Origin of the sequence: Pseudidiomarina atlantica, assembly GCF_000753735.1 — a bacterium.
Lineage (GTDB): Bacteria > Pseudomonadota > Gammaproteobacteria > Enterobacterales > Alteromonadaceae > Pseudidiomarina > Pseudidiomarina atlantica.
Genome location: NZ_JPIN01000002.1, coordinates 40,062 through 62,900, shown reverse-complemented (window position 1 = coordinate 62,900; position 22,839 = coordinate 40,062). Strand labels below are relative to the sequence as shown.

The window sequence follows — 22,839 nt, the reverse complement described above, 5'->3', positions numbered from 1 at the left end:
AACTCAAAGCTGAACTTTCACGTCGTACCATGAGGAGCTTGGTCATGACATCAACACCGCAAAGTGTGAGTAAATTCGATCGCTACCGTGCGCTCGGACTTTCTACGTTTGCGTTCACTCTGTGTTTTGCAGTGTGGACGATTTTCTCGATTATCGGCATCCAGATTAAGGATGATTTTAGTCTGACAGATACCCAGCTCGGTTTGCTCATGGCAACACCGATTTTAACGGGTTCCATTAGTCGATTGTTTCTAGGTATCTGGACTGACCGTTTCGGCGGACGCTGGGTGTTTGGCATCTTGATGCTAACCACTGCGGCCTGCGTCTACTTGCTGACGTTCGCAAATAGCTACACCATGCTGCTCGTTGGGGCGTTAGGTGTGGGTTTAGCGGGCGGGGCCTTCATCGTTGGGGTGACTTATACCGCGAGCTGGTTCGAGAGCAAACAACAAGGCACTGCACTCGGCATTTTTGGTGCGGGTAACGTCGGCTCTGCAGTCACCAACTTCGGCGCACCGTTTTTACTGATTGCGCTGGGCTGGCAAGGTGCAGCGCAAGTCTACGCGACCGTTCTTGCGATCATGGGTGTGGCTTTTATTGTGTTGGCAAAAGAAGACCCACTAACCCAACAACGCCGGGCACAGCCCAAAATGTCGTTTATGGAGCAGATGGCGCCGCTAGCAGAATTACGCGTTTGGCGTTTTAGTCTCTACTACTTCTTTGTATTCGGCGCATTCGTTGCACTCGCATTGTGGCTCCCGCATTATTTGATGGAAGTGTATGACCTAAGCATCAAAGAAGCCGGTATCATTGCCGCTCTTTATACTATTCCGGCGTCACTATTCCGGGTCCTGGGTGGCTGGATGTCAGATAAATATGGCGCCCGCCGCGTAATGTATTGGACCTTTATCGCCTCAGCGATTTGTACCTTTATGCTGAGCTACCCGTCCACTGAATATATAGTGCAAGGGGTGCACGGCGAAATCCGCTTCCAGTTCGAAATTACCTTGGCTGCGTTCGTGGTACTGACTTTCGTGCTTGGCTTCTTTATGTCACTGGGTAAGGCCGCAGTGTTCAAGCACATTCCGGTTTACTATCCGAAAAGCGTCGGTGCGGTCGGCGGTGTAGTCGGTATGATCGGCGGTCTTGGTGGTTTCCTACTTCCACTTACCTTCGGCATGCTGAACGACGTGATTGGTGTGTGGCAAAGCGTCTTTATGCTGTTGTTCGCGATTACTGTCATCTCATTGCTTTGGATGCACTTCGCGATTCGCCAGGCTGAGCGTATTGAACTACGCGGTGATGTCGAACAAACCGATTTACCAGAACTGTCCACGCCTGATCATCATGTATTGGATGACTGGCGTCCAGAAGACGAAACCTTTTGGGCTGAAAAAGGTAAAAAGATTGCTACTCGTAATCTGTGGATTTCGATTCCCAATTTATTCCTAGCGTTTGCGGTATGGACGATCTGGAGTATTTTGGTGGTGAAAATGCCGCAACTGGGTTTCGGCTATTCCTCGAATGAGTTGTTCTGGCTTGCAGCACTCCCAGCGCTCTCAGGTGCGACATTACGCATCTTCTACAGCTTTATGGTACCGATCTTTGGTGGTCGACGTTGGACCGCAATTTCCACCGCCTCGTTGCTCATTCCTTGTATCTGGATAGGCTTCGCCATTCAGAATCCTGATACGCCGTACATCATTATGCTGATTCTTGCACTGCTCTGTGGTTTTGGTGGCGGTAACTTCTCCAGTTCCATGGCCAACATCAGCTTCTTTTATCCGCAAAAGGAAAAGGGTGCTGCGCTGGGCATGAACGCAGGCCTTGGTAACCTTGGTGTTTCGGGCATGCAGTTACTTGCGCCGTTGGTCATTGCGGCAAGCGTGTTCGGACCGTTCGGCGGCGACCCGTTGACGGTGCAAGCCGGGGCGCAACAAGGTACTGAGATCTGGCTGCAAAACGCTGCCTTCTTGTGGGTTCCATTCATTGCTATCGCTGCCATTGCCGCATGGTTTGGCATGAATGACATTTCGTCAGCGAAAGCATCGTTCAGCGACCAAGCGGTCATTTTTAAGCGTTCGCACAACTGGATCATGAGCATCCTTTATTTGGGTACCTTCGGTAGCTTTATCGGCTTTGCCGCAGGCTTCCCGCTGCTCTCAGGTATGCTGTTCCCTGCAGTCGACCCGACTAAGTATGCTTTCTTGGGTCCGTTGGTCGGTGCGCTCGCACGCCCTGTGGGCGGTGTACTGTCCGATAAGTTAGGCGGTGCGCGCGTTACCTTCTGGAACTTCTTATTGATGATTGCCGGCGTGCTCGGCGTGATCTACTTCTTACCGCTTGGCGACAGTACGGGCAACTTTGCCGGCTTCTTTGTCGCATTTCTGGTGCTCTTTATTGCCACTGGTATTGGCAACGGCTCGACCTTCCGCATGGTGCCGGTGATTTTCCTTAATCAACGTAAGCGTGTGCACGGTGATACCGACGTCGCGATCAAAGAAGGTAATAAAGAATCAGCAGCGGTGATTGGGTTTATCTCAGCATTCGCAGCTTACGGTGGCTTCTTTATTCCGAAGTCGTACGGCACCTCTATCGCTCTGACAGGCGGTGTTTCTGGTGCGCTGTACGCCTTCATAGGCTTCTATGCGGTGTGTACATTGATGACGTGGTGGTTCTACTCACGCCGTGGTGCCGCGAACCCTTGTTAATGTAGTATTGGTAGTGACGATAGCCCGCCTAGTGCGGGCTATTTTTTGGGTCGGAAAGGCTTGATGACAGCTTCGTCGCACTCAAGATAGGGGCCATTCATTAGGTCGATGCAATATGGGATTGCGGGGAACACGACATCGAGGCACTGGCGGATGGCTTTTGGCTTGCCCGGGAGATTCACGATAAGGCTCGAACCACGCAGGCCCGCCGTTTGCCGCGACAAAATCGCCGTTGGCACATACTTCAGTGACTCAGCGCGCATCAATTCGCCAAAGCCGGGCATCATGCGGTCACACACAGCTTCGGTTGCTTCTGGCGTGACATCTCGTTCCGCAGGTCCGGTGCCACCAGTAGTCACGACTAAACAGCAGCCTTCATCATCAACCAGCGAACACAGCGTTGCTTCGATCACTTCTTGTTCATCCGGAATAACCCGATACACCGCCTGCCAAGTAGAAGTCAGATAGTCATTTAACGTGGCTTCGATGGCTTTACCTGAGATATCTTCATAAATGCCCGCGCTGGCGCGGTCACTCACAGTCAAAATCCCAATCTTTGCAGGTTTTTGTTCAGCTTTCATAGCGCTCCGGAGTCTCTTGTACTTGTACTAAGCCTGCCAGCTTCAGCCAGTAACCATTGCTTTCAAACTTGGCGAGCTGTAGCGGCCGCGTACCATCTTGATTCATTTGAAAACGGCGCAACCATAACAGACTGTCTTTGGGTTCTGGACTTAAGCGTACCATATCCACCAAACCATGCATGTCTTTGAGCTGATTGATCAAGTTATACCTGCTTCCGGATTGCGTCTGTATGCCATTGAGCACAAATACTTCAGTGCCATCTTGACTGGTAACCTTACGTCCTCGTGGATACTTGATACAGCATAATTCGCACTGGTCTTTGGCGCGATTTTCCGAGCGTGCGGTGAAGCAACGCCCGGACCATGCCAGCGGTAAGTGGCCAAAAGCCAAGAGTTCAGTTTCGAAACAATCGCGCACACTATCGACCATTGGTTCCGATAACAATTCTGCTAGCCAATCGCGCGACAATTCCGCCGGAATAACCCAGCGTTTCATACCCATGCCGATAAATTTACGCAAACTATGCTGATTGTAGATTTGCAGTGCGGCACCACCAACAAAGGGAAGTTTTTGCTCCGCCAACATGCTAATTGCGCCGACGTCATTGGCTTCCACCATGAACTCGCCGTTATCACAGTATTTGCGTAGCTCACGGAGCTCTGAAGGAGCTTCCAGTAAGGTCATGGTCGATAAACAAACTTGCTTGCCAGCCTCACGTAGCATTTGCGCAATACGAAAATAGTCTTCAAATTTCAACTCGCGGCGCTTACTACAAACGGTTTCGCCAAGGTAGACGCAGTCAACGTCTGAGGCCGCGACCTCTTGGTAGAAAGCCTCAACTTGTTGGCGCGGCCAAAAATAGAGAATAGGTCCAAACGAGAATTGCATACATCACTTCCATTTTCGGTGGTACGCACCAAGGGTGGTTTGGCTGCCTTCAGAGAGCCCCGCAAGCACGACATTCCACTCGTCAGCGACGGTAAATCGTTCGGGGTCTGACATTACGTGGTCGATAGCTTGGCGCCAGACTCTAGTAATTTGTGCCACATAAGCAGGGCTGCGTTGGCGACCTTCAATTTTTAGGCTGGCAATACCTTCTCGGTAAAGCTCAGGCAATAAATCGAGGGTGTTAAGGCTGGTCGGCTCCTCAAGTGCATGGTAAGTGTCATCACCGACTTTGAAACGCCCCTTACAGAGCGTCGGATAACCAGCGGTTTCGTCTGCAGCAAAGCGGTCGATAAGAATGCCATTCAAGCGCGACTCGAGCCCGCCATCGGCGGTTTCATCCCAGCGCACGAACTGCGCCGGTGAACAAGCGCCAGCGGTATTTGGGGATTGCCCAGTCATGTAGGAGCTCAGGTAACAACGCCCCTCTGCCATAATACACAAGCTGCCAAAGGCGAAGACTTCCAACTCGACATCGGTGGTGCGCGCCAAGGCTCGCACTTGCTGCATTGACAGCACCCGCGGTAACACCACACGAGTGACATGAAACTGCTTGTAAAAGTCGATAGCCGCAGCATTTGTAGCGGAAGCTTGTACACTCAAATGCAGCTCTAGTTTGGGATAGCGCTCGGCCGCATAGGCCAATACCGCAACGTCTGCAACAATAAGCACGTCGACACCAGCTGCCGCTGCATCATCGACCGCTTGTCGCCAATGATCCCAAGTGCGCACATGGGCAAAAGTATTAATCGCCACATGGATTTTTTTGCCGTAGCTATGAACTAAACGTACTGCCTCGCGCAGCGTGGGCATATCGAGATTGAGCCCGGCAAAATGCCGTGCATTGGTTTCGCCTTTAAAGCCAACATAAACCGCATCAGCACCATTTTCTAACGCTGCTTTTAATGCCGGCATACTGCCAGCCGGACAAAGAAGTTCCATTTTATTGATCCCTGCCATAAACATGCATTCATAATGGCAATTATAATCGCTGATATCTTTGACGGCGCGCAAAAACAGAGGCAATGAATGGCTATTCCTAAAGTAGTAGAGCAAACTCCAGTATTCGTGAAGTTGGCAGTTAGATGGCTACCCGAGCCACTTTCGTATGGCGTCATGACGCAAATCTTTCGTCATCTATTTCAACAAGATTGTGAACGCGGCGCTTTTGATTTCTTATTAGGTAAAACGGCAACGATTCACCTTACCGACCTTGAGCTAATGTTTCAGGTGAGTGCCACGCAACGCTATCAGCGCACTACACTGGTGGTGAGTCCTGCAGCTGGTGAGGGGGATGTCAAAATGCGGGTGAGCTGGCCGATTTTGCTGCAACTGGCAACACAGCAAGTCGATCCAGATACATTATTTTTTCGACGTAAACTGCTGATTACGGGTGATACTGAGCTAGGCCTCGAAATCAAGAACCTATTAGACACCATTGAGCTGAAACAGCGACTACCTGCGGTCATGTATCAGCAATTGTGCAAGCTGGCAGAGAATTCCATGATCTAGATCAAAGAAGTAACCCTTCAGGAGTATCAAATTTATGAGCTAAATCACGTAAAATTCAGGCTCACACTTGCAGCAAGTTGGGAGCCTATTATGTCTGCAGTCAAATGGGATCAAGCACTCATCGATAAGTACAATATCAATGGGCCGCGTTATACGTCGTATCCTACAGCGCTTGCGCTGCAGTCGGGTTTCCCGCAGCAAAAGGTTTTTGATACTTTGGCACATGGACCACAGGCGTTAAGCCTCTACATCCATTTGCCATTCTGTCACAAGCTTTGCTATTACTGTGGCTGTAACAAAGTTATTACCCGCCATCAGCACAAAGCGGACCGCTACCTCGACATGCTGGCGAAAGAAATGGCCATTTATCAGCCGCATATCGCACACAAAGCCGTCAATCAAATTCACATGGGCGGAGGCACACCAACCTTCCTCACCGAAGCGCAATTAAGTCGCTTAATGGCGTTACTGCAACAACACTTTCGCATCACTGACGATGCTGAGTTGAGCATCGAAATCGACCCGCGCAGTTGCAGTGATGAGAAGTTGCGCCATCTGCGCGAGCTCGGCTTCAATCGTGTCAGTTATGGCGTGCAAGATTTTGATGAAAAAGTACAAATCGCTATTAATCGTGTGCAAGACACCGATTTAATAAAGCATCAGGTACAACTGAGTCGCGAGCTTGGTTTTAGCTCGATTAACTTGGACTTGATTTACGGCTTGCCGTATCAACAGCCCTCCTCGTTTGCAGCGTCAATTGAACAAGTGATTGCGCTGAATCCGGATCGTGTTTCGTTGTTTAGCTATGCGCACCTACCGAGCCGTTTTGCGGGGCAACGGAAGATTGCCGATAGTTCGTTGCCGTCGGCGCCGATCAAGCTGGAGTTACTGCAACTTGGTATCACTAAGTTTACTGCAGCAGGTTATCAATTCATTGGTATGGACCATTTTGCGAAAAGAGCGGATGAGCTGGCGATTGCCCAGCAGCAAGGACGCCTACAACGCAACTTCCAAGGCTATACCACTGCCGGACAGGATTGCATGCTCGGCATCGGTGCTTCATCGATTAGCCAAATTGACGGTGTATTGTGGCAAAACAGCAAAGACCTGCCTGACTATTACAAAGCGTTGGAGCAAGACCAGCTACCTGTCGTGAAAGGATTTACCTTAAGCGCTGACGATAGATTACGTGCCGCGCTGATCTCCCAAGTGATTTGTCATTTTGAGCTCGACATCACAAGTTTTGCCGCGGACTGGCACCTTGACGATTTCTGGCAGTACTTTGCCACCGCACAAGAAAAGCTTGCACCTTTCATAGAGGACGGCCTGGTTGAGGTTAGCGAGCACTCACTTAAAGTGACAGAGCTAGGGCGTTTGTGGGTGCGCAGTATCTGCGCTTGCTTTGATGCGTACCTAGATAACGAGGCAACCGCGCCTCGTTATTCCAAAGTAGTTTAATCACAGCTTAGGCGAACAACTGTAACAGTTCGCCTTGCTTATTTACGGTCACAAAGTCGGCAATGCTGCCGGCTTTTATTTTATTCACCATCAAAGTAAGTGGTTGATCGGCCTCATCACTGCTCGGTGGATGGCCTGCACGGCCCTCCATACTGGCGATAAAAGCAATATCCCACTCAACACCAGTGTGACCTGATTCTTCGATCAAGGTATTAAAGTCAGCCACTTCATCAGGCAGCTTATCTACGCAAAGCACCGGCTCTAATGCGCCGCCTTGTTGCGCTGCAAAGCGTTGCTGCTGACTCGAGGTCGCATCTTGCGGTAATTCCGCTTTGGCTAGCACAAATAACAGCCGCTGCGGTTCAGGTTGCTGCTTGGCTGCAGCAATGAGGTCGGCATAACTTTCAATAACCATAGTACGTATCTCGGCAAAAATAGATGTAACTGCAGAGTGTACGTGGTTCGAACCGACAAACCCATACAACAAAAAAGGGAGCCAAGCTCCCTCTTTGTGAGTAGTTCGTTACGCCGCGCTAACTTGCTTGTTGCCACGCACGTTGTGCGGCACCGACCGGATGCTCGACTTGCGCCTGATGCTGACGGTGATAGTGACGTTTATTGTGTTCTTTTTGCCGCCCTGAGCTAAACGCCGAAACCCGCTTCAAGTAACCAATCACTCGTGTGCCGTAATCGATGTCGGTCGAACCACAGTCAGAACAAGCACTAAGTGTGCGCTTGTCGATATGTTCACAGGCATTGCAAATGGTAATTTTTACGTTGATGCAGAAATAGTTACAACCGGTCCGCGCGGCGGTATTCAGCAACGCCAAATAGCCTGGCTGGGTAAGCTTCTCATCGAGATTCAAGTGCAACGCGGAGCCGCCATCAAGATATTGTGTCAGCTCAGAGCCATGCAGCACAAACTTGTCCAGCGCGTTGGATTCCTCGTCTTCAACTACATAGAAATACGAGTTATAACAATCTCGAGGCACAAAGTAGCCATCTGCGCGATCCCATTTGGCGTTTTTCACGCCCAGATTTTCAGCCGGCACAAATTCGGTGTTGAACATGTAGCCGTATGCTTGACGCGCGGCACGGTTAGCATCGTAAATCACTTTTAAATGATTGCGAACAAAGGCGGTATACTCAGGATTATTACCGGCGACAATGCCTTGCGATTCGGCCGCTTCCACCATGCCGTTAATACCAATAGTTAAGAACTGCTTATCGAGACTGATAAAGCCAGCGTCATAAACCGTCAACAAACCGGCCGCTTGATACTCTTCCATCAACTTGCGGTAGGCCACTTGGTACTTATGAATTTTGTCGATTTCGGTAGCGAGATCGCGGCCGTCTTGCACCAAGCGATTCATGTTGACGGTGATCACGTTGATAGATCCGGTAGCTACCCCACCAGCACCTAAGGTATACGAGAAGGTATTGTCGCTAATTTCGCTACGTAGTCGACAACATGACGCTAACGAGTCGGCATTGTCCGATAAATAGACAAAGAATGAGTTACCCTGTGCGAGTTCACCGGCAATGCTCTCGGCGAAGGCTTGGTCTTTGCATTTGCCGTCGTCGGTTAACATTGCCACGGTCACAACTGGGAAGGTGAGAATGGTTTTCTTGCGTTCGTCATTGAACCATTGCATAAAGAAATCCTGCAAGGCGCTTACCGAGTTCCACTCCGGCTTACTGAAATCTGGGAAGACAAAATCGCCAAACATACTCTCGAAATAGAACTGATCATAGACCGAGATATTCCAAAAGACACTTTGATAGCCTCGGGCCGCCGCGGGTTGATTCAGGGCATACACCACATGTTGCAGGTGATTCTCAATTTGATGACGGTGAGTGTTGAGGTAGTCATCGCCATAGTCTTTGCGAGCGAAGTAATCGAAGTAGGTAAGAAACTCGACCGTTGCCACCGCGCCAGCAAATTGCGAACTGACGGCAAAGACAAAATTGACGAAGCAACCGCATAAGCTTTCCAAGTGCTTCGGGGCTTGCGACTCACCGCCAAGCTTCGTTAGACCGTCACGCAAAAATGGGTACATGGTGACCGATACACAGTAGGGTTTTAAACTGGTTTCATCGTGCACATAGATCTCATGATCTTCGATTTGACGCACATATTCTTGCGCCAAATCATTGCCAAACAGCTCGGCAATTTTGCTACTGACTTGCTTGCGGTTGACCTGCACGAAAAAGTCTTTCATTAGCTCAGCTTCCAGCGTCGCAATGTTCTTTTGCGTGACATTAGCATTGGCATCCATTTTCGAGCCATCTGCTGCATTTTGAGCTTGTAAATAGTCGTGAATAAACTGCATTTTGTGATCGAGTTGTTCAGGCTGTAAGCGCAACATGTTGTTGTTCCTTTTTTAGTTCGATGAATTCGGGGCAAAACAGCGCGTTGAGTACTTTCCCCGTGCGTAAATCGTAGAATCTTTGGTTAGTTATAGGGCTGGTAAGACCGCCGTATTCGGCTATCCACGGCCCAGTTTTTAAATAGTCGAGATGCTGCTTGAGCTCAGCCTCTACATCGGTCAAACCGGTGTAGAGGCAGGTTGCTAACCCCTCACTCTGCGCCAGCTGTAAGAATTCTTTGAGCTGCGCTGGGTACCATTCACCACCAAGGAACAGCACCGCGGTAATCAGCCCGCGGTAACGGCTGAATTGCTGCTCTAAATGCGTTTTGGTCAGCAAGTGGCCGCGCTCCGCCGGCCAGCTATCGGCGCTGTGACAGCCTTTACAGCCGACGGGGCAGCCAGTGATAGTGAACGCCAACGCCACCTCACCTGGAACCTCTTGAAACACCACTGCTTCTGCACTAAATCGCATCAACGCTATATCCTGTGTCTGTTTTATTTAAAAACACTATATGTTGTGGTTTAGGCTAGAGCATACCCCTAGATTTGCTTTGATCATGATCAACAAAATGGCGCGTGGGTAGTTATCACCCACACACGCAAATTCACCCATTAACAAGTTGGGTTCTTTTTACCTTTTCGATTGTTTTTTATCTTTTATTCAATGACTTAAAAGTTGGCAAGCTAATTGCAGATACACCCATGAAGATGGACTTCAATTAAAAAGGTGATGTATGGCCGGTTATAAAAAACTTTGGTGGACGCTCATCGCGATTCTGGCGATTACGTTCGGTATTTTGGGGTATTTCGGCAAAGAAGTGTATCGGGAAGCGCCGCCGATTCCTGCTAAGTTTGTAACGACAAACGGGCAGACTTTGATGACCGAAGAGTCGATTTTAGATGGACAAACTGCGTGGCAATCCGTCGGCGGTATGCAGTTGGGTTCAATTTGGGGCCACGGTGCTTATCAAGCACCTGATTGGACGGCTGACTGGTTACATCGTGAACTAGTGGCCTGGCTTGAGCTAGCCGCTGCAGAAACTTTCGCAACAGACTACGATAAGCTCACCCCGGCACAACAAAATCAGCTGCAGTTCGAGCTGAAACAGGCGTATCGCACCAACACCTACAATCCGACCACTAATGAGGTTGTATTAGGTGAACGTCGGGCACAAGCGATGGCTGCAACCGCCGACTATTACGTGCGCTTGTTTAGCGATGACGCCAGCTTGCGTGGCACGCGTGAAAGCTATGCCATGAAAGAAAACACCTTGCCAAGTCTCGAGCGTCGTCAGCAAATGACTGACTTCTTCTTCTGGACCGCATGGTCTGCTGCAACCGAACGTCCTGACAGCGACGTAACCTACACCAATAACTGGCCACATGAGCCGCTTATCGACAACGTGCCAAGCCCAGAGAACATTATCTGGTCCATTGTCAGTGTGATTTTGCTGATCGCAGGGGTTGGTGGCTTGATTTGGGCCTGGGCTTTCATTCGTAAACATGATGAAGAAGAACCCCAAGCACCGAAACAGGACCCTATTAGCTTGGTGAAGCTCACACCCTCACAAAAAGCTTTGGGCAAATACTTGTTTATTGTCGTCGCATTATTCACCTTGCAAGTATTGTTAGGAGGATTTACCGCACACTACACAGTTGAAGGTCAGGAATTCTATGGCATTAACGTGTCTGAGTGGTTCCCTTACAGCTTAGTGCGGACCTGGCACATTCAGGCTGCGCTATTCTGGATCGCAACTGGCTTCTTAGCCGCTGGCTTGTTCCTTGCGCCCATTATTAACGGTGGCAAAGATCCTAAATATCAGAAACTTGGCGTTGATATCCTATTTTGGGCATTGGTCGTCGTCGTGGGCGGTACTTTTGTCGGTAGCTATTTAGCCATCGCACAAATTATGCCAGAACATCTGAACTTCTGGTTGGGTCACCAAGGTTACGAGTACGTTGACCTTGGACGCCTATGGCAGATCGGTAAATTTGTTGGCATCGTGTTCTGGTTAGTGCTGATGATGCGCGGCGTGATTGGTGCCTTCAAAGTCAAAGGCGACAAGAACTTGCTGGCTTTGTTCACCGCCTCAGTGGTTGCCATCGGCCTGTTCTACGGTGCTGGCTTCTTCTACGGCGAACGCACCCACTTATCAGTGATGGAATACTGGCGCTGGTGGATTGTTCACTTGTGGGTCGAAGGCTTCTTTGAAGTGTTCGCGACCACTGCCATCGCCTTTATCTTCCACAGCATGGGCCTCGTTTCACGGCGCATGGCAACCACGGCGTCACTCGCATCAGCGTCATTGTTTATGCTGGGTGGTGTACCAGGTACCTTCCACCACTTGTACTTCTCAGGAACCACAACGCCAGTGATGGCAGTTGGCGCAACCTTCAGTGCATTGGAAGTTGTACCCTTGATTGTGCTTGGCTATGAAGCTTGGGAAAACTGGAGCATGCAACACAAAGCGCCGTGGATGGCTCGCATCAAATGGCCACTCATGTGCTTCGTTGCTGTAGCGTTTTGGAATATGTTGGGCGCCGGCGTGTTGGGCTTTATGATCAACCCACCGATCTCGCTCTACTACGTGCAAGGCTTGAACACTACGCCAACCCACGCTCACGCAGCCTTGTTCGGTGTCTATGGCTTCTTGGCACTCGGTTTCGTACTGCTGATTTTGCGCTATATCCGGCCAAATCTTGCGTTCAACGACAAACTGATGAACACCGCGTTCTGGTGGATGAACATTGGCTTGGTGCTGATGCTGTTTAGCAGCCTGTTACCGATCGGCTTCATTCAGTTCTTTGCCGCAGCCTCTGAAGGGCTCTGGTATGCCCGTAGCGAAGCCTTTATGCAGCAGCCGTTGCTCGAAGGTCTGCGTTGGGTCCGTACCGTTGGTGATGTGATCTTCATCATTGGCGCCCTAGCGATTAGCTGGCAGGTGGTCAGCGGGCTTTGGGGTAAACAGTCTCAAGTTGATGCAGTTGCAGTCAAACAGAACTAACCGGTTCTCGTTGTGGGAGGCGCACTTACTCTCCAGGGTGCCCTCCCTTTTTTGCTTGGAGGTGCTTATGTCTGAAGTGCAAACACGACAGCGCAAACCCAATACCAGCGATGCCATGCGGGCATTATTGAACACCATTCGCAATACCATTCCCTTCGGCCTCGAAGACGCCGACATGTGCCAAGGCATTTGCCGCGGCTGCTCCAAGAAAATGATGGAAATGCTCGACGCCGAAGTCAGCCAATGGCAAGTCGACCTCGACAACGAAACCGCCGAGCCGACCTTTGCTGATCTCGCGTTCATGGAAAAGCTTGCACGCCGCACCTACAAAGTCCTGCAGCGCAACAACCTCATTTCTTAATCATAAATAACGTAAGCTTGTTCGGTGACGGGACTGTCAATACTGGGCTCGTTGTTCACGAAACCTTGGATGCGCGCCCTGCGTTGCACTTTGAAGCGTTGCCCGTAAGCACTTTTGACTTCGTCTTCAGGCACCGAAAACGGTGGGCCCTCACGATAACCATCTGGATATTCAACAGTCACCAACAAACCGCGGCTACCACTCGGTAAGGTTTGTCGGAGCAGTTCTACATAGCGTGTGCGCATTTCCGGTGGCAGAGCGACCAACGCCGCACGGTCATACCAACCATCAACATCGGCCAGATCTTTGGGTGTGAGATCAAAGACATCGCCCACCCAAATGACCAGTTCATCGAGTGTATACTGCTTGAAATTACCAACACTGGCCACTTGTGGCTTAAGTTGGTTTTCCGCGAAAAACGCCTGCACCGCCAGCTCGCTCAGCTCTATGCCAAACACTTTGTAGCCCTGATCGAGCAACCACAACATATCTTTTGTCTTGCCACACAGCGGCACCAAAATACGACCCGTTGGACAAGCTTGCGGAAAGTATTCGGTCAATAGCTCATGAAAAGCATCGCGATGAAAGCCAATTTGTTGCTGTTGCCAACGTTGATGCCAAAAGTTGTGGTCCATAATAAGCCTCCGTGGGTTGCAAATACTTTAGCATCCGTTTTCTGAAGTCATAACTTTCTTTTTAGCCGCGCGGGAAGCTTCACCTTCCCAAAGGTTAACAAAACATTACTCTATGGGTAATATTTTGTGCACCTTAACTTGAATTCACCCCACCTCTGGTCTACATTTCATTACTATTACGGTAATAATGTGTTGACCCTATGCTGAAACAAGAAAGACTACTCGCCTTGTTTTCAGATGCTGTAAAAGCTGGCGGCGGTGTTCACACATCACGGGAACTTGCCTTTATGATGGGCGAGCCGCTGTCACCTGCATTTACAAAGTTCCTCAGCGACTGCGCACGAAAAGGGCTGATTCGTCGCGTAGTTAAGGGCATTTTTGAAAGCACCATAACGCCGCCCGAACCGACGACAGCAATTTATAAAATCGTAAATAAGCTGCGCGGAAATGTGCTCAACTATATAAGTCTAGAAAGCCAACTCTGTCATACTGGCGATATCTCACAGGTCATCATGGGGCGACTTACGGTGATGACGAAAGGCCGCAGCGGCGAGTTTTCAACGCCCTACGGTATCATTGAATTCACACACACGAAAAAGTCGATCGCCCAAATCATGCCTAATCTCTATTTCGACAATGAAATCGGCATGTTCAGAGCGACCACATCTCAAGCCATTGCCGATTTAAAAGCCTGCAACAGAAACATCTCTATGGTGGAAAGTTAAATGCTCAATCACTATCTTCAGCAAATTGTTGCCGCAAATCCCGACTTAGCTGCGATCACACCCGTTATTGAGAAAGAAATTTTACACCACGACATCATGGCTGTACTTGTTCAGCAAGGTGTTATGTCGGCGCTGACCTTTATCGGCGGCACAGCTCTACGTATGTGTTATAACAGTTCGCGACTCTCAGAAGATCTTGATTTCAACGGCGGCCATAACTTCAAAGTAGCAATGAAACTCGTGACGATTTTTATCAAGAAATGCGTCGGTTCATTCCTGCAACAATTCAAGCGCGGACTTTGGATAACCCCGACTACTGGAACTACGTCCAAACCGAAATTGATAGACTAGCTAACAGTTTGCTTGCTGGTGACACGCTACATAGATTTGATATGGGAAATACGTAGTTTAAAGCCGACAGGCCTCCCGAGGTATCGGCCGCAGGGCGAGAGCTATGGTTAATTTTTGGCGCGTTTCAAACTATAAAAGTAAGGTGAGCCATGACTAGGCATTTTCAAACTACAGTAATTATAACAGCAGCACTATACACAGCGTTTTTCCTCATGCCGCAAGTTTGGCACCATATTTACGCTGACGAAGTGGTTTATATTTTGTCTATGTCAGGTACAGGCGGAATGCTTGAGCCAACTAATCCATTCCCATACATATATTCAATGCTGTATATCTTGAGCCTGCTTGGACTTTATACATACAGAACAATAGCTAAGTGGTTATTCAGCATGCTCATCGCCTATAACCTTCTTGTTAGCCCTTATGTAATGGGAGTCAGTGTTTCAATATACCTAGATACGTCTATTGGATATTTACTTACTCTTTTTGAAGGAGCATTAATATTGATGCTCTTTAGTGATGAAATAAAAGCCAAGCTAAAGTAAATATAGGTCACCGATCAGTTGGATAACTGATCGGTGTATTTTTAAATGAAAATGACGACCCTGCATCCGCCGAGCGCTACTGCAGCAACGGTGAATCCGACACCGCAAAATCAAAGCCTTTGATTTCGGCGGCTTGAATGAGGGTGTGAATGTATTGCGCGACGGCTTTACGTTCCACTTTCTCGTTCAAGTAGGCGGCGATTTTGTCTTTTACCGCGTCGTAGGGGAGCTGTTTGCCTTCGATTTTGCGATCGACGGCGACCACGTGGAAACCGTAGCGGGTTTCCACTGGGTTGGGGAGCAGCCCAGTGTTAGCGGTGAAGACCTGGCGTTCAAATTCAGCGACGGTTTGACCGCGACTAATTTGGCCTAAACTGCCAGCGGTCGCACTCGACGGACAGGCCGAATGCTGTTGTGCTAAGCGACTAAAGTCGTCGCCTTCGTGCAACTGCTTGATGATTTGCTCGGCCATCATTTTCGCATTGACGCGGTCGAGCTCGTCATCGGGCGCGGCGGCCAACAAGATGTGGCGTACTTCCAGCAACGGTGACGTGGTAAAACGCTCCGGATTCTGCTGGTAATAGGTCGCACAGGCTTGCTCGTCCGCTTCTGGAATGGCGACTTCGCGCTCTATTAATGCCGCGAGAAAATCGTCATCGCTGGCCTGTTTGTTTTCGTCGGCAACGTGCAAGCCGAGCTCGCTTGCACGCTGACGCAATAACTCACCGATCACCAAGGATTCAGCAGCCTTGGCCATGGCTTGCTGCTGGCTATCGGCCGGATGGTATTGCATCTCGGCCAGAATCGCGGGTTCGTCAATAACTGTCTGATTTACGTGAATCATCACAACTCCTTAGCGTGCCGCTTTTTGCCGCACGACTTGATGCTGACGACGCAGGTATTGCACGGGGACGCTAAACATATGGACCAAGCGCGTAAATGGGAACACCAAGAAAATAGTCAGACCCAAAGTGATGTGGAGCTTGAAGATCCAATGCACATCGGTCATCGCCGCAACGGCAGTTGCAGTGTCAAAGGTCAGGGTATTTTGCGCCCACGCCATTAACAGCAACATGGTTGAACCGTCCAGGTGATCCAAGGACACAAAAATCGACAGCAAACCGAGAATCAGCTGCGCATATAGTAATAACAAAATGACGATATCCATGGTGCTGCTGTTTGCGCGAATGCGTGGATTGTTCAAGCGACGCAAGATCAGGATGGTCATGCCATAAAAGCAAAGAATACCTGCCAGGCCACCCGCCACAATCGCGATCAACTGCTTAGTACCAGCACTGATGCCTAAAACGTGCCACACGGCGTTCGGCGTCAATAAGCCGACAAAGTGACCGGCAAAAATCGCCAAAATACCAATGTGGAAGGCGATGCTGCCACGGCGTAGTTGTTTCTTTTCGAGCAATTGACTAGAACTGGTTTTCCAGGTGAATTGCTCGCGGTCGTAACGGATCCAAGTCCCGATAAACATCACTGCCAACGCGATGTAAGGGTAGATACCGAAGAAAAATGTATTGAGATAATTCATGGTGAACTCCTTAGGCGTCCGCAGCGTTTTTTACATTGCTGAGTTGATCAAGATTCAATGGGATGTACTGATCGCGACGCTGGCTCTCGGCCGGACGGTTTTGCGCCGTCGGGCAAGTGCTGGTGGCGTCGTTGCCGGTAAAGGTCACCATTTCTTCTTCCCAAACTTTGTCCAACTCTTTCGGTGTGTCGTCACGTTTTTCGCCTTGCACTTGTTGGCGTACGTCGTTGAGGTCAACGTCAACAGCAGCTAACTCAAGCAAGCTCTGGAACAACACCGCATAATTGCTTTCACGTTGCTCTAAACGTGCCGCTAGCACCGCAAGAATATGGGCAACTTCAGCCAAACCTTCACGGGCATTGTCTTCGCCTTGGGTCGCTAAGAACTCGAGGTAAAGCGGAATGTAATCAGGCAATTCTTTGATGTCGATTTCTAACCCGGCTTGCTGGTATTGGTTCATCAGATCGACCATGGCTTGCCCACGATCACGTGACTCTCCATGCACGTGTTCAAACAGCAACAACGACAATGAACGACCGCGCTCAAACAAGCTATCGTACTCAGACTGCCAATCCATCAAGTTAGTGCTGGTGCGCTCGGTGATAAAGTCGTCTACCGCTTGTTGCTGCGCGGCGCTCAACTCCGAGTTACGCACCAAGGTGCGTAACTCCGGAGCAGCTTCGAGCAACTCTTCGCGTGGATAGTCGATTAACAGTGAAATCACTTGTAAAACTTGCATGACTTACTCCTTCACCGTCACTGGAATGACTTGGCGGACGCTTTGCTTTTTCGCGCCAAACAAGTTCACGCCGTTGTTGCCGTCGCTACAACCATTACCGAAGGTAAAGCCACAGCTGCCCTTCAGGTCATAGGCATTTTCAGCATAAGCACGGTGGCTGGTTGGAATGACGAAACGATCTTCGTAGTTCGCCAATGCCATATAACGGTACATTTCTTCGACTTGATGCTGGGTCAAGCCCACTTGCTTCAAGACCTCAAGATCTTCGACGCCGTCAACGTTCTGGCTGCGTTTGTAGGCACGCATGGCAATCATGCGTTCCAAGGCGCGGACGATTGGGAATTCGTCACCAGCCGTCAGCATATTGGCTAGGTAACGCAACGGAATACGCAGCGATTTCAAGTCTGGAATTTCACCGTTCATACCGACGTGCCCGGCTTCGACCGCACTTTGGATCGGTGACAGTGGTGGTACATACCAAACCATTGGTAAGGTGCGATACTCAGGGTGCAACGGTAGCGCAACTTTCCATTGCATCGCCATCATGTACACCGGTGAACGCTGGGCAGCTTGGATCCAGTTCTCAGCAATGCCTTCTTTACGCGCTGCAGCTTGCACTTCTGGGTCATGTGGATCTAAGAAGATATCCAACTGCGCTTGATACAGGTCTTGCTCGTTCGGAGTGTTTGCCGCTTCTTCGATGCGGTCCGCATCGTACAGCAACACACCCAAGTAACGGATACGGCCAACACAGGTTTCCGAACAGGTGGTGGGTTGACCCGCTTCAATGCGCGGATAGCAGAAGGTACATTTTTCTGATTTACCGGTCTTCCAGTTGTAGTAAATCTTCTTGTACGGACAGCCTGATACGCACATGCGCCAGCCACGACACTTGTCTTGGTCGATCAAAACGATACCGTCTTCTTCACGCTTATAGATCGCACCTGACGGGCAAGCGGCCACACAGGCTGGGTTCAGACAATGTTCGCATAAGCGCGGCAAGTACATCATAAAGGTTTTTTCAAATTGACCGTAGATGTCTTTTTGCACCACTTCGTCGAAGTTCTTGTCTTTTTTGCGCTTGGCAAACTCAGTACCGAGAATCTCTTCCCAGTTCGGACCCCATTCGATTTTTTCCATGCGCTGACCCGAGATCAGCGAGCGTGGACGTGCTACCGGTTGATGCTTGGTATCACCTACGGTGTGTAGGTGTTGATAGTCAAAATCAAACGGTTCGTAGTAATCATCGATTTCCGGCAGGTCTGGGTTGGCGAAAATATTCGCCAACACGCGCCGCTTGGCACCGATTTTTAATTCCAGTTGACCGCGTTTGTTGCGTACCCAACCGCCATTCCATTTGTCTTGGTTTTCCCACTCTTTCGGGAAACCAACGCCGGGCTTGGTTTCAACGTTGTTGAACCAAGCATATTCGACGCCTTCGCGTGATGTCCAAACATTCTTACAAGTGATGGAGCAGGTATGACAACCGATACACTTGTCCAAATTTAGCACCATGCCAATTTGAGCTCTTACTTTCATGGTAACGTCCTCACTCCAACCTTATTCAGTGTCCAACCAGTCGACTTTGTCCATCTTGCGGACTACCACGAATTCATCGCGGTTACAGCCAACGGTGCCGTAGTAGTTAAAGCCATAGGCTTGTTGTGCGTAGCCGCCAATCATGTGGGTCGGCTTCATGACCGCACGGGTCACTGAGTTGTGGATACCGCCACGGGTTCCGGTTAACTCTGAACCTGGCACGTTCACAATCCGCTCCTGCGCGTGGTACATCATGCTCATGCCTTCTGGTACGCGTTGCGACACCACTGCCCGCGCACTGATCGCGCCGTTGACGTTGAAGATTTCGATCCAGTCGTTATCTTCTATGCCTGCAGCTTTGGCGTCGCTCTCGCTGAGCCAGACAATCGGGCCACCACGTGACAAGGTCAGCATCAGTAAGTTGTCTGAGTAAGTGCTGTGGATACCCCATTTTTGGTGCGGGGTGATCCAGTTCAGCACGATCTCTTTGTTGCCGTTACCTTTCTTGTTCAACACCGGCTCTACGGTTTTCAGGTTAATCGGTGGCTTGTAAGCACACAGCGTTTCACCGAAATCGCGCATCCACTCGTGATCTTGGTAGAACTGCTGACGACCGGTAACGGTGCGCCATGGAATCAACTCATGGACGTTGGTATAACCCGCGTTGTAAGACACGTGTTCATCTTCCAAACCGGACCAGGTCGGCGATGAAATGATCTTGCGCGGCTGCGCGACGATGTCGCGGAAGCGGATTTTCTCTTCCTCTTTTGGCTTGGCCAAATGCGTATGATCACGACCGGTAAACTCGCCAAGCGCTTGCCATGCTTTGACTGCCACATGCCCGTTGGTCTCTGGTGCCAGTGACAAAATCACCTCACAAGCATCAATAGCCGAGTCAATCACTGGGCGACCTTTGTGTGCGCCTTCTTCGTGGTGGACACGGTTCAACTTACCTAAGAAATCGACTTCTTCTTGGGTGTTCCAGTTGATGCCCTTACCGCCATTGCCAAGTTTGTCCAGCAGCGGACCCAACGAAGTAAAGCGGTGATAGGTGCTTGGGTAATCACGCTCGACCACGGTAATGTTCGGCATGGTGACGCCAGGAATCGCTTCACACTCGCCTTTCCACCAAGCTTTCACACCATATGGCTGGGCTAGCTCACCGGGAGAGTCGTGCATGATTGGCGTGGTGACCACGTCTTGCTCAACCCCCAAATGACCTTGGCAGACGCGGGAGAATTCTTTGGCGATGCCTTTAAAAATCTCCCAGTCACTGCGCGCTTCCCACACGGGGTCAACGGCTGCGGTTAAGGGGTGAATAAACGGATGCATATCCGAAGTATTCATATCGTCTTTTTCGTACCAAGTTGCGGTTGGCAGCACGATGTCTGAGTACAAGCAGGTGGTCGACATGCGGAAGTCGAGGGTCACCCAAAGGTCTACTTTGCCTTCAGCACCATCGTCTACCCACTCGACGTCTTCTGGTTTCTTACCACCGAAATCGCCAAGATCTTTGCCGAGCAAGCCATGTTTGGTACCTAAGAAGTGCTTAAGCATGTATTCGTGACCTTTACCTGAAGAACCCAGCAAGTTTGAACGCCAGATAAACATGTTGCGTGGGAAGTTCTTCGGATCATCAGGTTGTTCACAAGCAAACTTCAACTTGCCATCTTTGAGCTGTGACACCAGGTAATCTTTGACATCAACACCGGCTTTTTCAGCAGCGGCGGCGATGGTGAGTGGGTTGGTACCCAACTGTGGCGCCGACGGCAACCAGCCCATGCGCTCAGCGCGGGTGTTGTAATCGATAATCGAGCTTTGCCATTTGTTTTTATCGGCAAGCGGCGATACCACTTCACTCATATCCAGTTTCTCGTAACGCCACTGGCTTGAGTGGTTATAAAAGAACGAGGTACCGTTCATGTGACGCGGTGGACGCTGCCAATCAAGGCCAAACGCCAACGGCTGCCAACCGGTTTGTGGACGCAATTTTTCTTGGCCTACGTAATGCGCCCAACCACCGCCTGACTGACCAATACAACCACACATCATCAGCATGTTGATCAAGCCACGATAGCTCATGTCCATGTGGTACCAGTGGTTCAATGCAGCACCCACGATGACCATTGAACGGCCTTTGGTTTTGTCAGCATTACGCGCAAACTCGGTCGCGACGCGAATCACGTCGGCAGGTTTAACACCGGTAATGTGTTCTTGCCAAGCTGGAGTGTACGGCACATCGTCTTCATAGCTTTGCGCACGATTTGGATCGTTACTGCCGTCGTCAACACCGTACTGAGCCAACATTAAATCGTAAACAGTCGCAACCAATGCGGTTTCGCCATTGGCAAGTTCAACTCGCTTAGCTGGGATGCGACGTACTTGCACTTCATCGTGATGGGTGTGCTGGAAGTACTCGTATTCATGTGGCGCGGAGCCAAAATAAGGGAAACCTACTTCAACCACTTCGTCGTGGCTGTCTTTGAGGCTCAACATGAGGTCGACATCGCCGCCTTTGTCTTTTTGCTCGAGGTTCCACTTACCTTTTTCACCCCAACGGTAGCCGATAGCACCATTTGGACTGGTTAAACGCTGATCGCCGGCATTAACCGCAATGGTTTTCCAGTCTGGGTTATTTTCTTCACCGAGATTATCGACCAAGTCAGCAGCGCGTAAGAATCGGCCTTGCTTCAATACTTTTTCGCCAGGCTCGAGCATGACCAACATCGGCATGTCGGTGTAACGCTTCACGTAGTCTTGGAAATAGCTGCTTTGTTGGTTGACGTAGTACTCTTTCAAAATGACGTGGCCGAACGCCATCGCCAAGGCTGAGTCAGTACCTTGGCGCGGCGCCAACCACGTGTCACCAAACTTCGAAGCCTCTGAGTAGTCCGAAGTAATGACACAAGTTTTGGTACCTTTGTAGCGAACTTCTGTCAGGAAATGCGCGTCCGGTGTACGGGTTTGTGGTACGTTCGAGCCCCAAACGATAATGTAATTAGAGTTATACCAATCGGCAGATTCAGGTACGTCGGTTTGCTCACCCCAGATTTGCGGTGAGGCCGGTGGTAAGTCACAGTACCAGTCGTAGAAACTTAAGCAGTTGCCGCCGATCAGCGACAAGTAACGTGCGCCCGCGGCATACGACACCATCGACATTGCTGGAATCGGTGAGAAGCCGCTGATACGGTCTGGTCCATAAGTTTTTGCAGTGTAAACGTTACTGGCGGCGATCAGTTCATTCACTTCTTCCCAACTGGCACGCACGAAGCCGCCCAAGCCGCGACGCTCTTTATAGCTTTTTGCTTTGATTGGATCGGTAACAATCGATTCCCAAGCTTGCACAGGATCTTTGTACTGTTCTTTTGCTTCGCGCCAAAGCTCCATTAGCTTCTGCCGCATTTTTGGGTACTTCAGGCGGTTCGCACTGTAAATATACCAAGAATAGCTCGCGCCACGTGGACAGCCGCGCGGTTCGTGGTTAGGCAGGTCAGGACGGGTGCGTGGGTAGTCCGTTTGCTGAGTTTCCCAGGTCACCAAGCCATCTTTGACATAAATTTTCCAGCTACACGAGCCAGTACAGTTCACACCATGGGTGGAGCGCACGACTTTGTCATGTTGCCAGCGTTGGCGATAGCCGCTTTCCCAAGAACGATCTTGGTCGGTTGTTACCCCATGCCCGTCGGCAAAAGGTTCTTTGCGGATTTTGAAAAACCGCAGTTTATCGAGTAAATGACTCATCCTTTAACTCCTGCTAGATGTCGTTACTGCCGTAGTGTGGCTAACAGGTCGTACAAACGCCATAGGGCGCAGGAG

General features: G+C 50.1%; 20 protein-coding genes. 8 read left to right on the top strand and 12 right to left on the bottom strand.

Annotation, left to right across the window (positions count from 1 at the left end; all coding sequences use genetic code 11):
• The first annotated feature begins 44 nt into the window (after nt 1-44).
• Complete coding sequence (locus IDAT_RS03080) at nt 45-2,711, top strand: nitrate/nitrite transporter (protein ID WP_034730408.1); 2,667 nt, start codon at nt 45-47, stop codon at nt 2,709-2,711.
• Between the two features lie 38 nt (nt 2,712-2,749).
• Here the strand turns inward: IDAT_RS03080 and mog are convergent, their stop codons facing one another.
• The 3 genes from mog to ubiU are packed head-to-tail and all read right to left on the bottom strand — an operon-like array spanning nt 2,750 to nt 5,180.
• Nucleotides 2,750-3,292 (bottom strand): molybdopterin adenylyltransferase, encoded by a 543-nt coding sequence (gene mog / locus IDAT_RS03075; protein ID WP_034730407.1) that lies wholly within the window; start codon nt 3,290-3,292, stop codon nt 2,750-2,752.
• Entirely contained in the window at nt 3,282-4,181 is a 900-nt protein-coding gene (locus tag IDAT_RS03070) for a U32 family peptidase (RefSeq protein WP_034730406.1), read from the bottom strand. Before IDAT_RS03070 ends, mog begins: the two co-directional genes overlap by 11 nt.
• 3 nt (nt 4,182-4,184) lie before the next feature.
• Nucleotides 4,185-5,180: a ubiquinone anaerobic biosynthesis protein UbiU gene (ubiU, locus tag IDAT_RS03065; RefSeq protein ID WP_034730771.1), complete on the bottom strand. Its 996-nt coding sequence runs from the start codon at nt 5,178-5,180 to the stop codon at nt 4,185-4,187.
• 87 nt (nt 5,181-5,267) lie between these two features.
• Between ubiU and ubiT the strand changes: the two genes are divergently transcribed.
• Together ubiT and hemN are read left to right on the top strand one after the other, a co-directional pair.
• Entirely contained in the window at nt 5,268-5,750 is a 483-nt protein-coding gene (ubiT, locus tag IDAT_RS03060; protein WP_051986534.1) for a ubiquinone anaerobic biosynthesis accessory factor UbiT, read from the top strand.
• A gap of 90 nt (nt 5,751-5,840) precedes the next feature.
• Entirely contained in the window at nt 5,841-7,208 is a 1,368-nt protein-coding gene (gene hemN, locus IDAT_RS03055; protein ID WP_034730404.1) for an oxygen-independent coproporphyrinogen III oxidase, read from the top strand.
• A gap of 7 nt (nt 7,209-7,215) precedes the next feature.
• Here hemN and IDAT_RS03050 read toward each other — a convergent pair whose 3' ends face one another.
• From IDAT_RS03050 to nrdG, 3 genes are all read right to left on the bottom strand, one after another.
• On the bottom strand, nt 7,216-7,623 hold the full coding sequence (locus IDAT_RS03050) for a hypothetical protein (protein WP_034730403.1): 408 nt from the start codon (nt 7,621-7,623) through the stop codon (nt 7,216-7,218).
• Nucleotides 7,624-7,741: 118 nt separating this feature from the next.
• Complete coding sequence (gene nrdD / locus IDAT_RS03045) at nt 7,742-9,577, bottom strand: anaerobic ribonucleoside-triphosphate reductase (RefSeq protein WP_034730401.1); 1,836 nt, start codon at nt 9,575-9,577, stop codon at nt 7,742-7,744.
• The gene (gene nrdG / locus IDAT_RS03040) at nt 9,558-10,052 is read right to left on the bottom strand and encodes an anaerobic ribonucleoside-triphosphate reductase activating protein (protein ID WP_034730399.1); all 495 of its coding nucleotides are present in this window, start codon (nt 10,050-10,052) and stop codon (nt 9,558-9,560) included. Before nrdG ends, nrdD begins: the two co-directional genes overlap by 20 nt.
• 262 nt (nt 10,053-10,314) lie before the next feature.
• Between nrdG and IDAT_RS03035 the strand changes: the two genes are divergently transcribed.
• Both IDAT_RS03035 and IDAT_RS03030 read left to right on the top strand, forming a co-directional pair.
• On the top strand, nt 10,315-12,585 hold the full coding sequence (locus tag IDAT_RS03035) for a nitric-oxide reductase large subunit (protein WP_034730397.1): 2,271 nt from the start codon (nt 10,315-10,317) through the stop codon (nt 12,583-12,585).
• Between the two features lie 67 nt (nt 12,586-12,652).
• The gene (locus IDAT_RS03030) at nt 12,653-12,946 is read left to right on the top strand and encodes a hypothetical protein (RefSeq protein ID WP_034730395.1); all 294 of its coding nucleotides are present in this window, start codon (nt 12,653-12,655) and stop codon (nt 12,944-12,946) included.
• On the opposite strand, the gene IDAT_RS03025 is transcribed toward IDAT_RS03030, so the two are convergent.
• The gene (locus IDAT_RS03025; protein WP_034730393.1) at nt 12,943-13,581 is read right to left on the bottom strand and encodes a thiopurine S-methyltransferase; all 639 of its coding nucleotides are present in this window, start codon (nt 13,579-13,581) and stop codon (nt 12,943-12,945) included. The genes IDAT_RS03030 and IDAT_RS03025 overlap by 4 nt on opposite strands.
• A gap of 200 nt (nt 13,582-13,781) precedes the next feature.
• Between IDAT_RS03025 and abiEi the strand changes: the two genes are divergently transcribed.
• The 3 genes from abiEi to IDAT_RS03010 all read left to right on the top strand — a co-directional run bounded on the left by abiEi (nt 13,782) and on the right by IDAT_RS03010 (nt 15,202).
• Nucleotides 13,782-14,306, top strand: coding sequence for a type IV toxin-antitoxin system AbiEi family antitoxin (abiEi, locus tag IDAT_RS03020; protein ID WP_034730391.1), 525 nt, complete (start codon nt 13,782-13,784; stop codon nt 14,304-14,306).
• Nucleotides 14,307-14,657 carry a nucleotidyl transferase AbiEii/AbiGii toxin family protein gene (locus IDAT_RS03015; protein WP_051986533.1) on the top strand — a complete coding sequence of 117 codons (351 nt, stop codon included), beginning with the start codon at nt 14,307-14,309 and terminating at the stop codon, nt 14,655-14,657.
• Nucleotides 14,658-14,806: 149 nt separating this feature from the next.
• Nucleotides 14,807-15,202 carry a hypothetical protein gene (locus tag IDAT_RS03010; protein ID WP_034730390.1) on the top strand — a complete coding sequence of 132 codons (396 nt, stop codon included), beginning with the start codon at nt 14,807-14,809 and terminating at the stop codon, nt 15,200-15,202.
• Between the two features lie 76 nt (nt 15,203-15,278).
• Here IDAT_RS03010 and IDAT_RS03005 read toward each other — a convergent pair whose 3' ends face one another.
• From IDAT_RS03005 to IDAT_RS02985, 5 genes are read right to left on the bottom strand one after another with little or no spacing between them, the layout of a single operon-like run.
• Nucleotides 15,279-16,046, bottom strand: a complete 768-nt coding sequence (locus tag IDAT_RS03005) for a peptidylprolyl isomerase (RefSeq protein ID WP_034730387.1) — start codon at nt 16,044-16,046, stop codon at nt 15,279-15,281.
• Between the two features lie 9 nt (nt 16,047-16,055).
• Nucleotides 16,056-16,745, bottom strand: a complete 690-nt coding sequence (narI, locus tag IDAT_RS03000) for a respiratory nitrate reductase subunit gamma (protein WP_034730386.1) — start codon at nt 16,743-16,745, stop codon at nt 16,056-16,058.
• A gap of 10 nt (nt 16,746-16,755) precedes the next feature.
• Complete coding sequence (narJ, locus tag IDAT_RS02995; protein ID WP_034730385.1) at nt 16,756-17,484, bottom strand: nitrate reductase molybdenum cofactor assembly chaperone; 729 nt, start codon at nt 17,482-17,484, stop codon at nt 16,756-16,758.
• Nucleotides 17,485-17,487: 3 nt separating this feature from the next.
• The gene (gene narH, locus IDAT_RS02990; protein ID WP_034730384.1) at nt 17,488-19,023 is read right to left on the bottom strand and encodes a nitrate reductase subunit beta; all 1,536 of its coding nucleotides are present in this window, start codon (nt 19,021-19,023) and stop codon (nt 17,488-17,490) included.
• A 21-nt stretch (nt 19,024-19,044) separates the two neighbouring features.
• Nucleotides 19,045-22,764, bottom strand: coding sequence for a nitrate reductase subunit alpha (locus IDAT_RS02985; RefSeq protein ID WP_034730383.1), 3,720 nt, complete (start codon nt 22,762-22,764; stop codon nt 19,045-19,047).
• Nucleotides 22,765-22,839: the final 75 nt, after the last annotated feature.

Excerpts from the sequence above, each read along its gene's own strand:
- IDAT_RS03080 (WP_034730408.1), top strand. The coding sequence starts at position 45 with ATGACATCAACACCGCAAAGTGTGAGTAAATTCGATCGCTACCGTGCG.
- mog (WP_034730407.1), bottom strand. The coding sequence starts at position 3,292 with ATGAAAGCTGAACAAAAACCTGCAAAGATTGGGATTTTGACTGTGAGT.
- IDAT_RS03070 (WP_034730406.1), bottom strand. The coding sequence starts at position 4,181 with ATGCAATTCTCGTTTGGACCTATTCTCTATTTTTGGCCGCGCCAACAA.
- ubiU (WP_034730771.1), bottom strand. The coding sequence starts at position 5,180 with ATGGAACTTCTTTGTCCGGCTGGCAGTATGCCGGCATTAAAAGCAGCG.
- ubiT (WP_051986534.1), top strand. The coding sequence starts at position 5,268 with ATGGCTATTCCTAAAGTAGTAGAGCAAACTCCAGTATTCGTGAAGTTG.
- hemN (WP_034730404.1), top strand. The coding sequence starts at position 5,841 with ATGTCTGCAGTCAAATGGGATCAAGCACTCATCGATAAGTACAATATC.
- IDAT_RS03050 (WP_034730403.1), bottom strand. The coding sequence starts at position 7,623 with ATGGTTATTGAAAGTTATGCCGACCTCATTGCTGCAGCCAAGCAGCAA.
- nrdD (WP_034730401.1), bottom strand. The coding sequence starts at position 9,577 with ATGTTGCGCTTACAGCCTGAACAACTCGATCACAAAATGCAGTTTATT.
- nrdG (WP_034730399.1), bottom strand. The coding sequence starts at position 10,052 with ATGCGATTTAGTGCAGAAGCAGTGGTGTTTCAAGAGGTTCCAGGTGAG.
- IDAT_RS03035 (WP_034730397.1), top strand. The coding sequence starts at position 10,315 with ATGGCCGGTTATAAAAAACTTTGGTGGACGCTCATCGCGATTCTGGCG.
- IDAT_RS03030 (WP_034730395.1), top strand. The coding sequence starts at position 12,653 with ATGTCTGAAGTGCAAACACGACAGCGCAAACCCAATACCAGCGATGCC.
- IDAT_RS03025 (WP_034730393.1), bottom strand. The coding sequence starts at position 13,581 with ATGGACCACAACTTTTGGCATCAACGTTGGCAACAGCAACAAATTGGC.
- abiEi (WP_034730391.1), top strand. The coding sequence starts at position 13,782 with ATGCTGAAACAAGAAAGACTACTCGCCTTGTTTTCAGATGCTGTAAAA.
- IDAT_RS03015 (WP_051986533.1), top strand. The coding sequence starts at position 14,307 with ATGCTCAATCACTATCTTCAGCAAATTGTTGCCGCAAATCCCGACTTA.
- IDAT_RS03010 (WP_034730390.1), top strand. The coding sequence starts at position 14,807 with ATGACTAGGCATTTTCAAACTACAGTAATTATAACAGCAGCACTATAC.
- IDAT_RS03005 (WP_034730387.1), bottom strand. The coding sequence starts at position 16,046 with ATGATTCACGTAAATCAGACAGTTATTGACGAACCCGCGATTCTGGCC.
- narI (WP_034730386.1), bottom strand. The coding sequence starts at position 16,745 with ATGAATTATCTCAATACATTTTTCTTCGGTATCTACCCTTACATCGCG.
- narJ (WP_034730385.1), bottom strand. The coding sequence starts at position 17,484 with ATGCAAGTTTTACAAGTGATTTCACTGTTAATCGACTATCCACGCGAA.
- narH (WP_034730384.1), bottom strand. The coding sequence starts at position 19,023 with ATGAAAGTAAGAGCTCAAATTGGCATGGTGCTAAATTTGGACAAGTGT.
- IDAT_RS02985 (WP_034730383.1), bottom strand. The coding sequence starts at position 22,764 with ATGAGTCATTTACTCGATAAACTGCGGTTTTTCAAAATCCGCAAAGAA.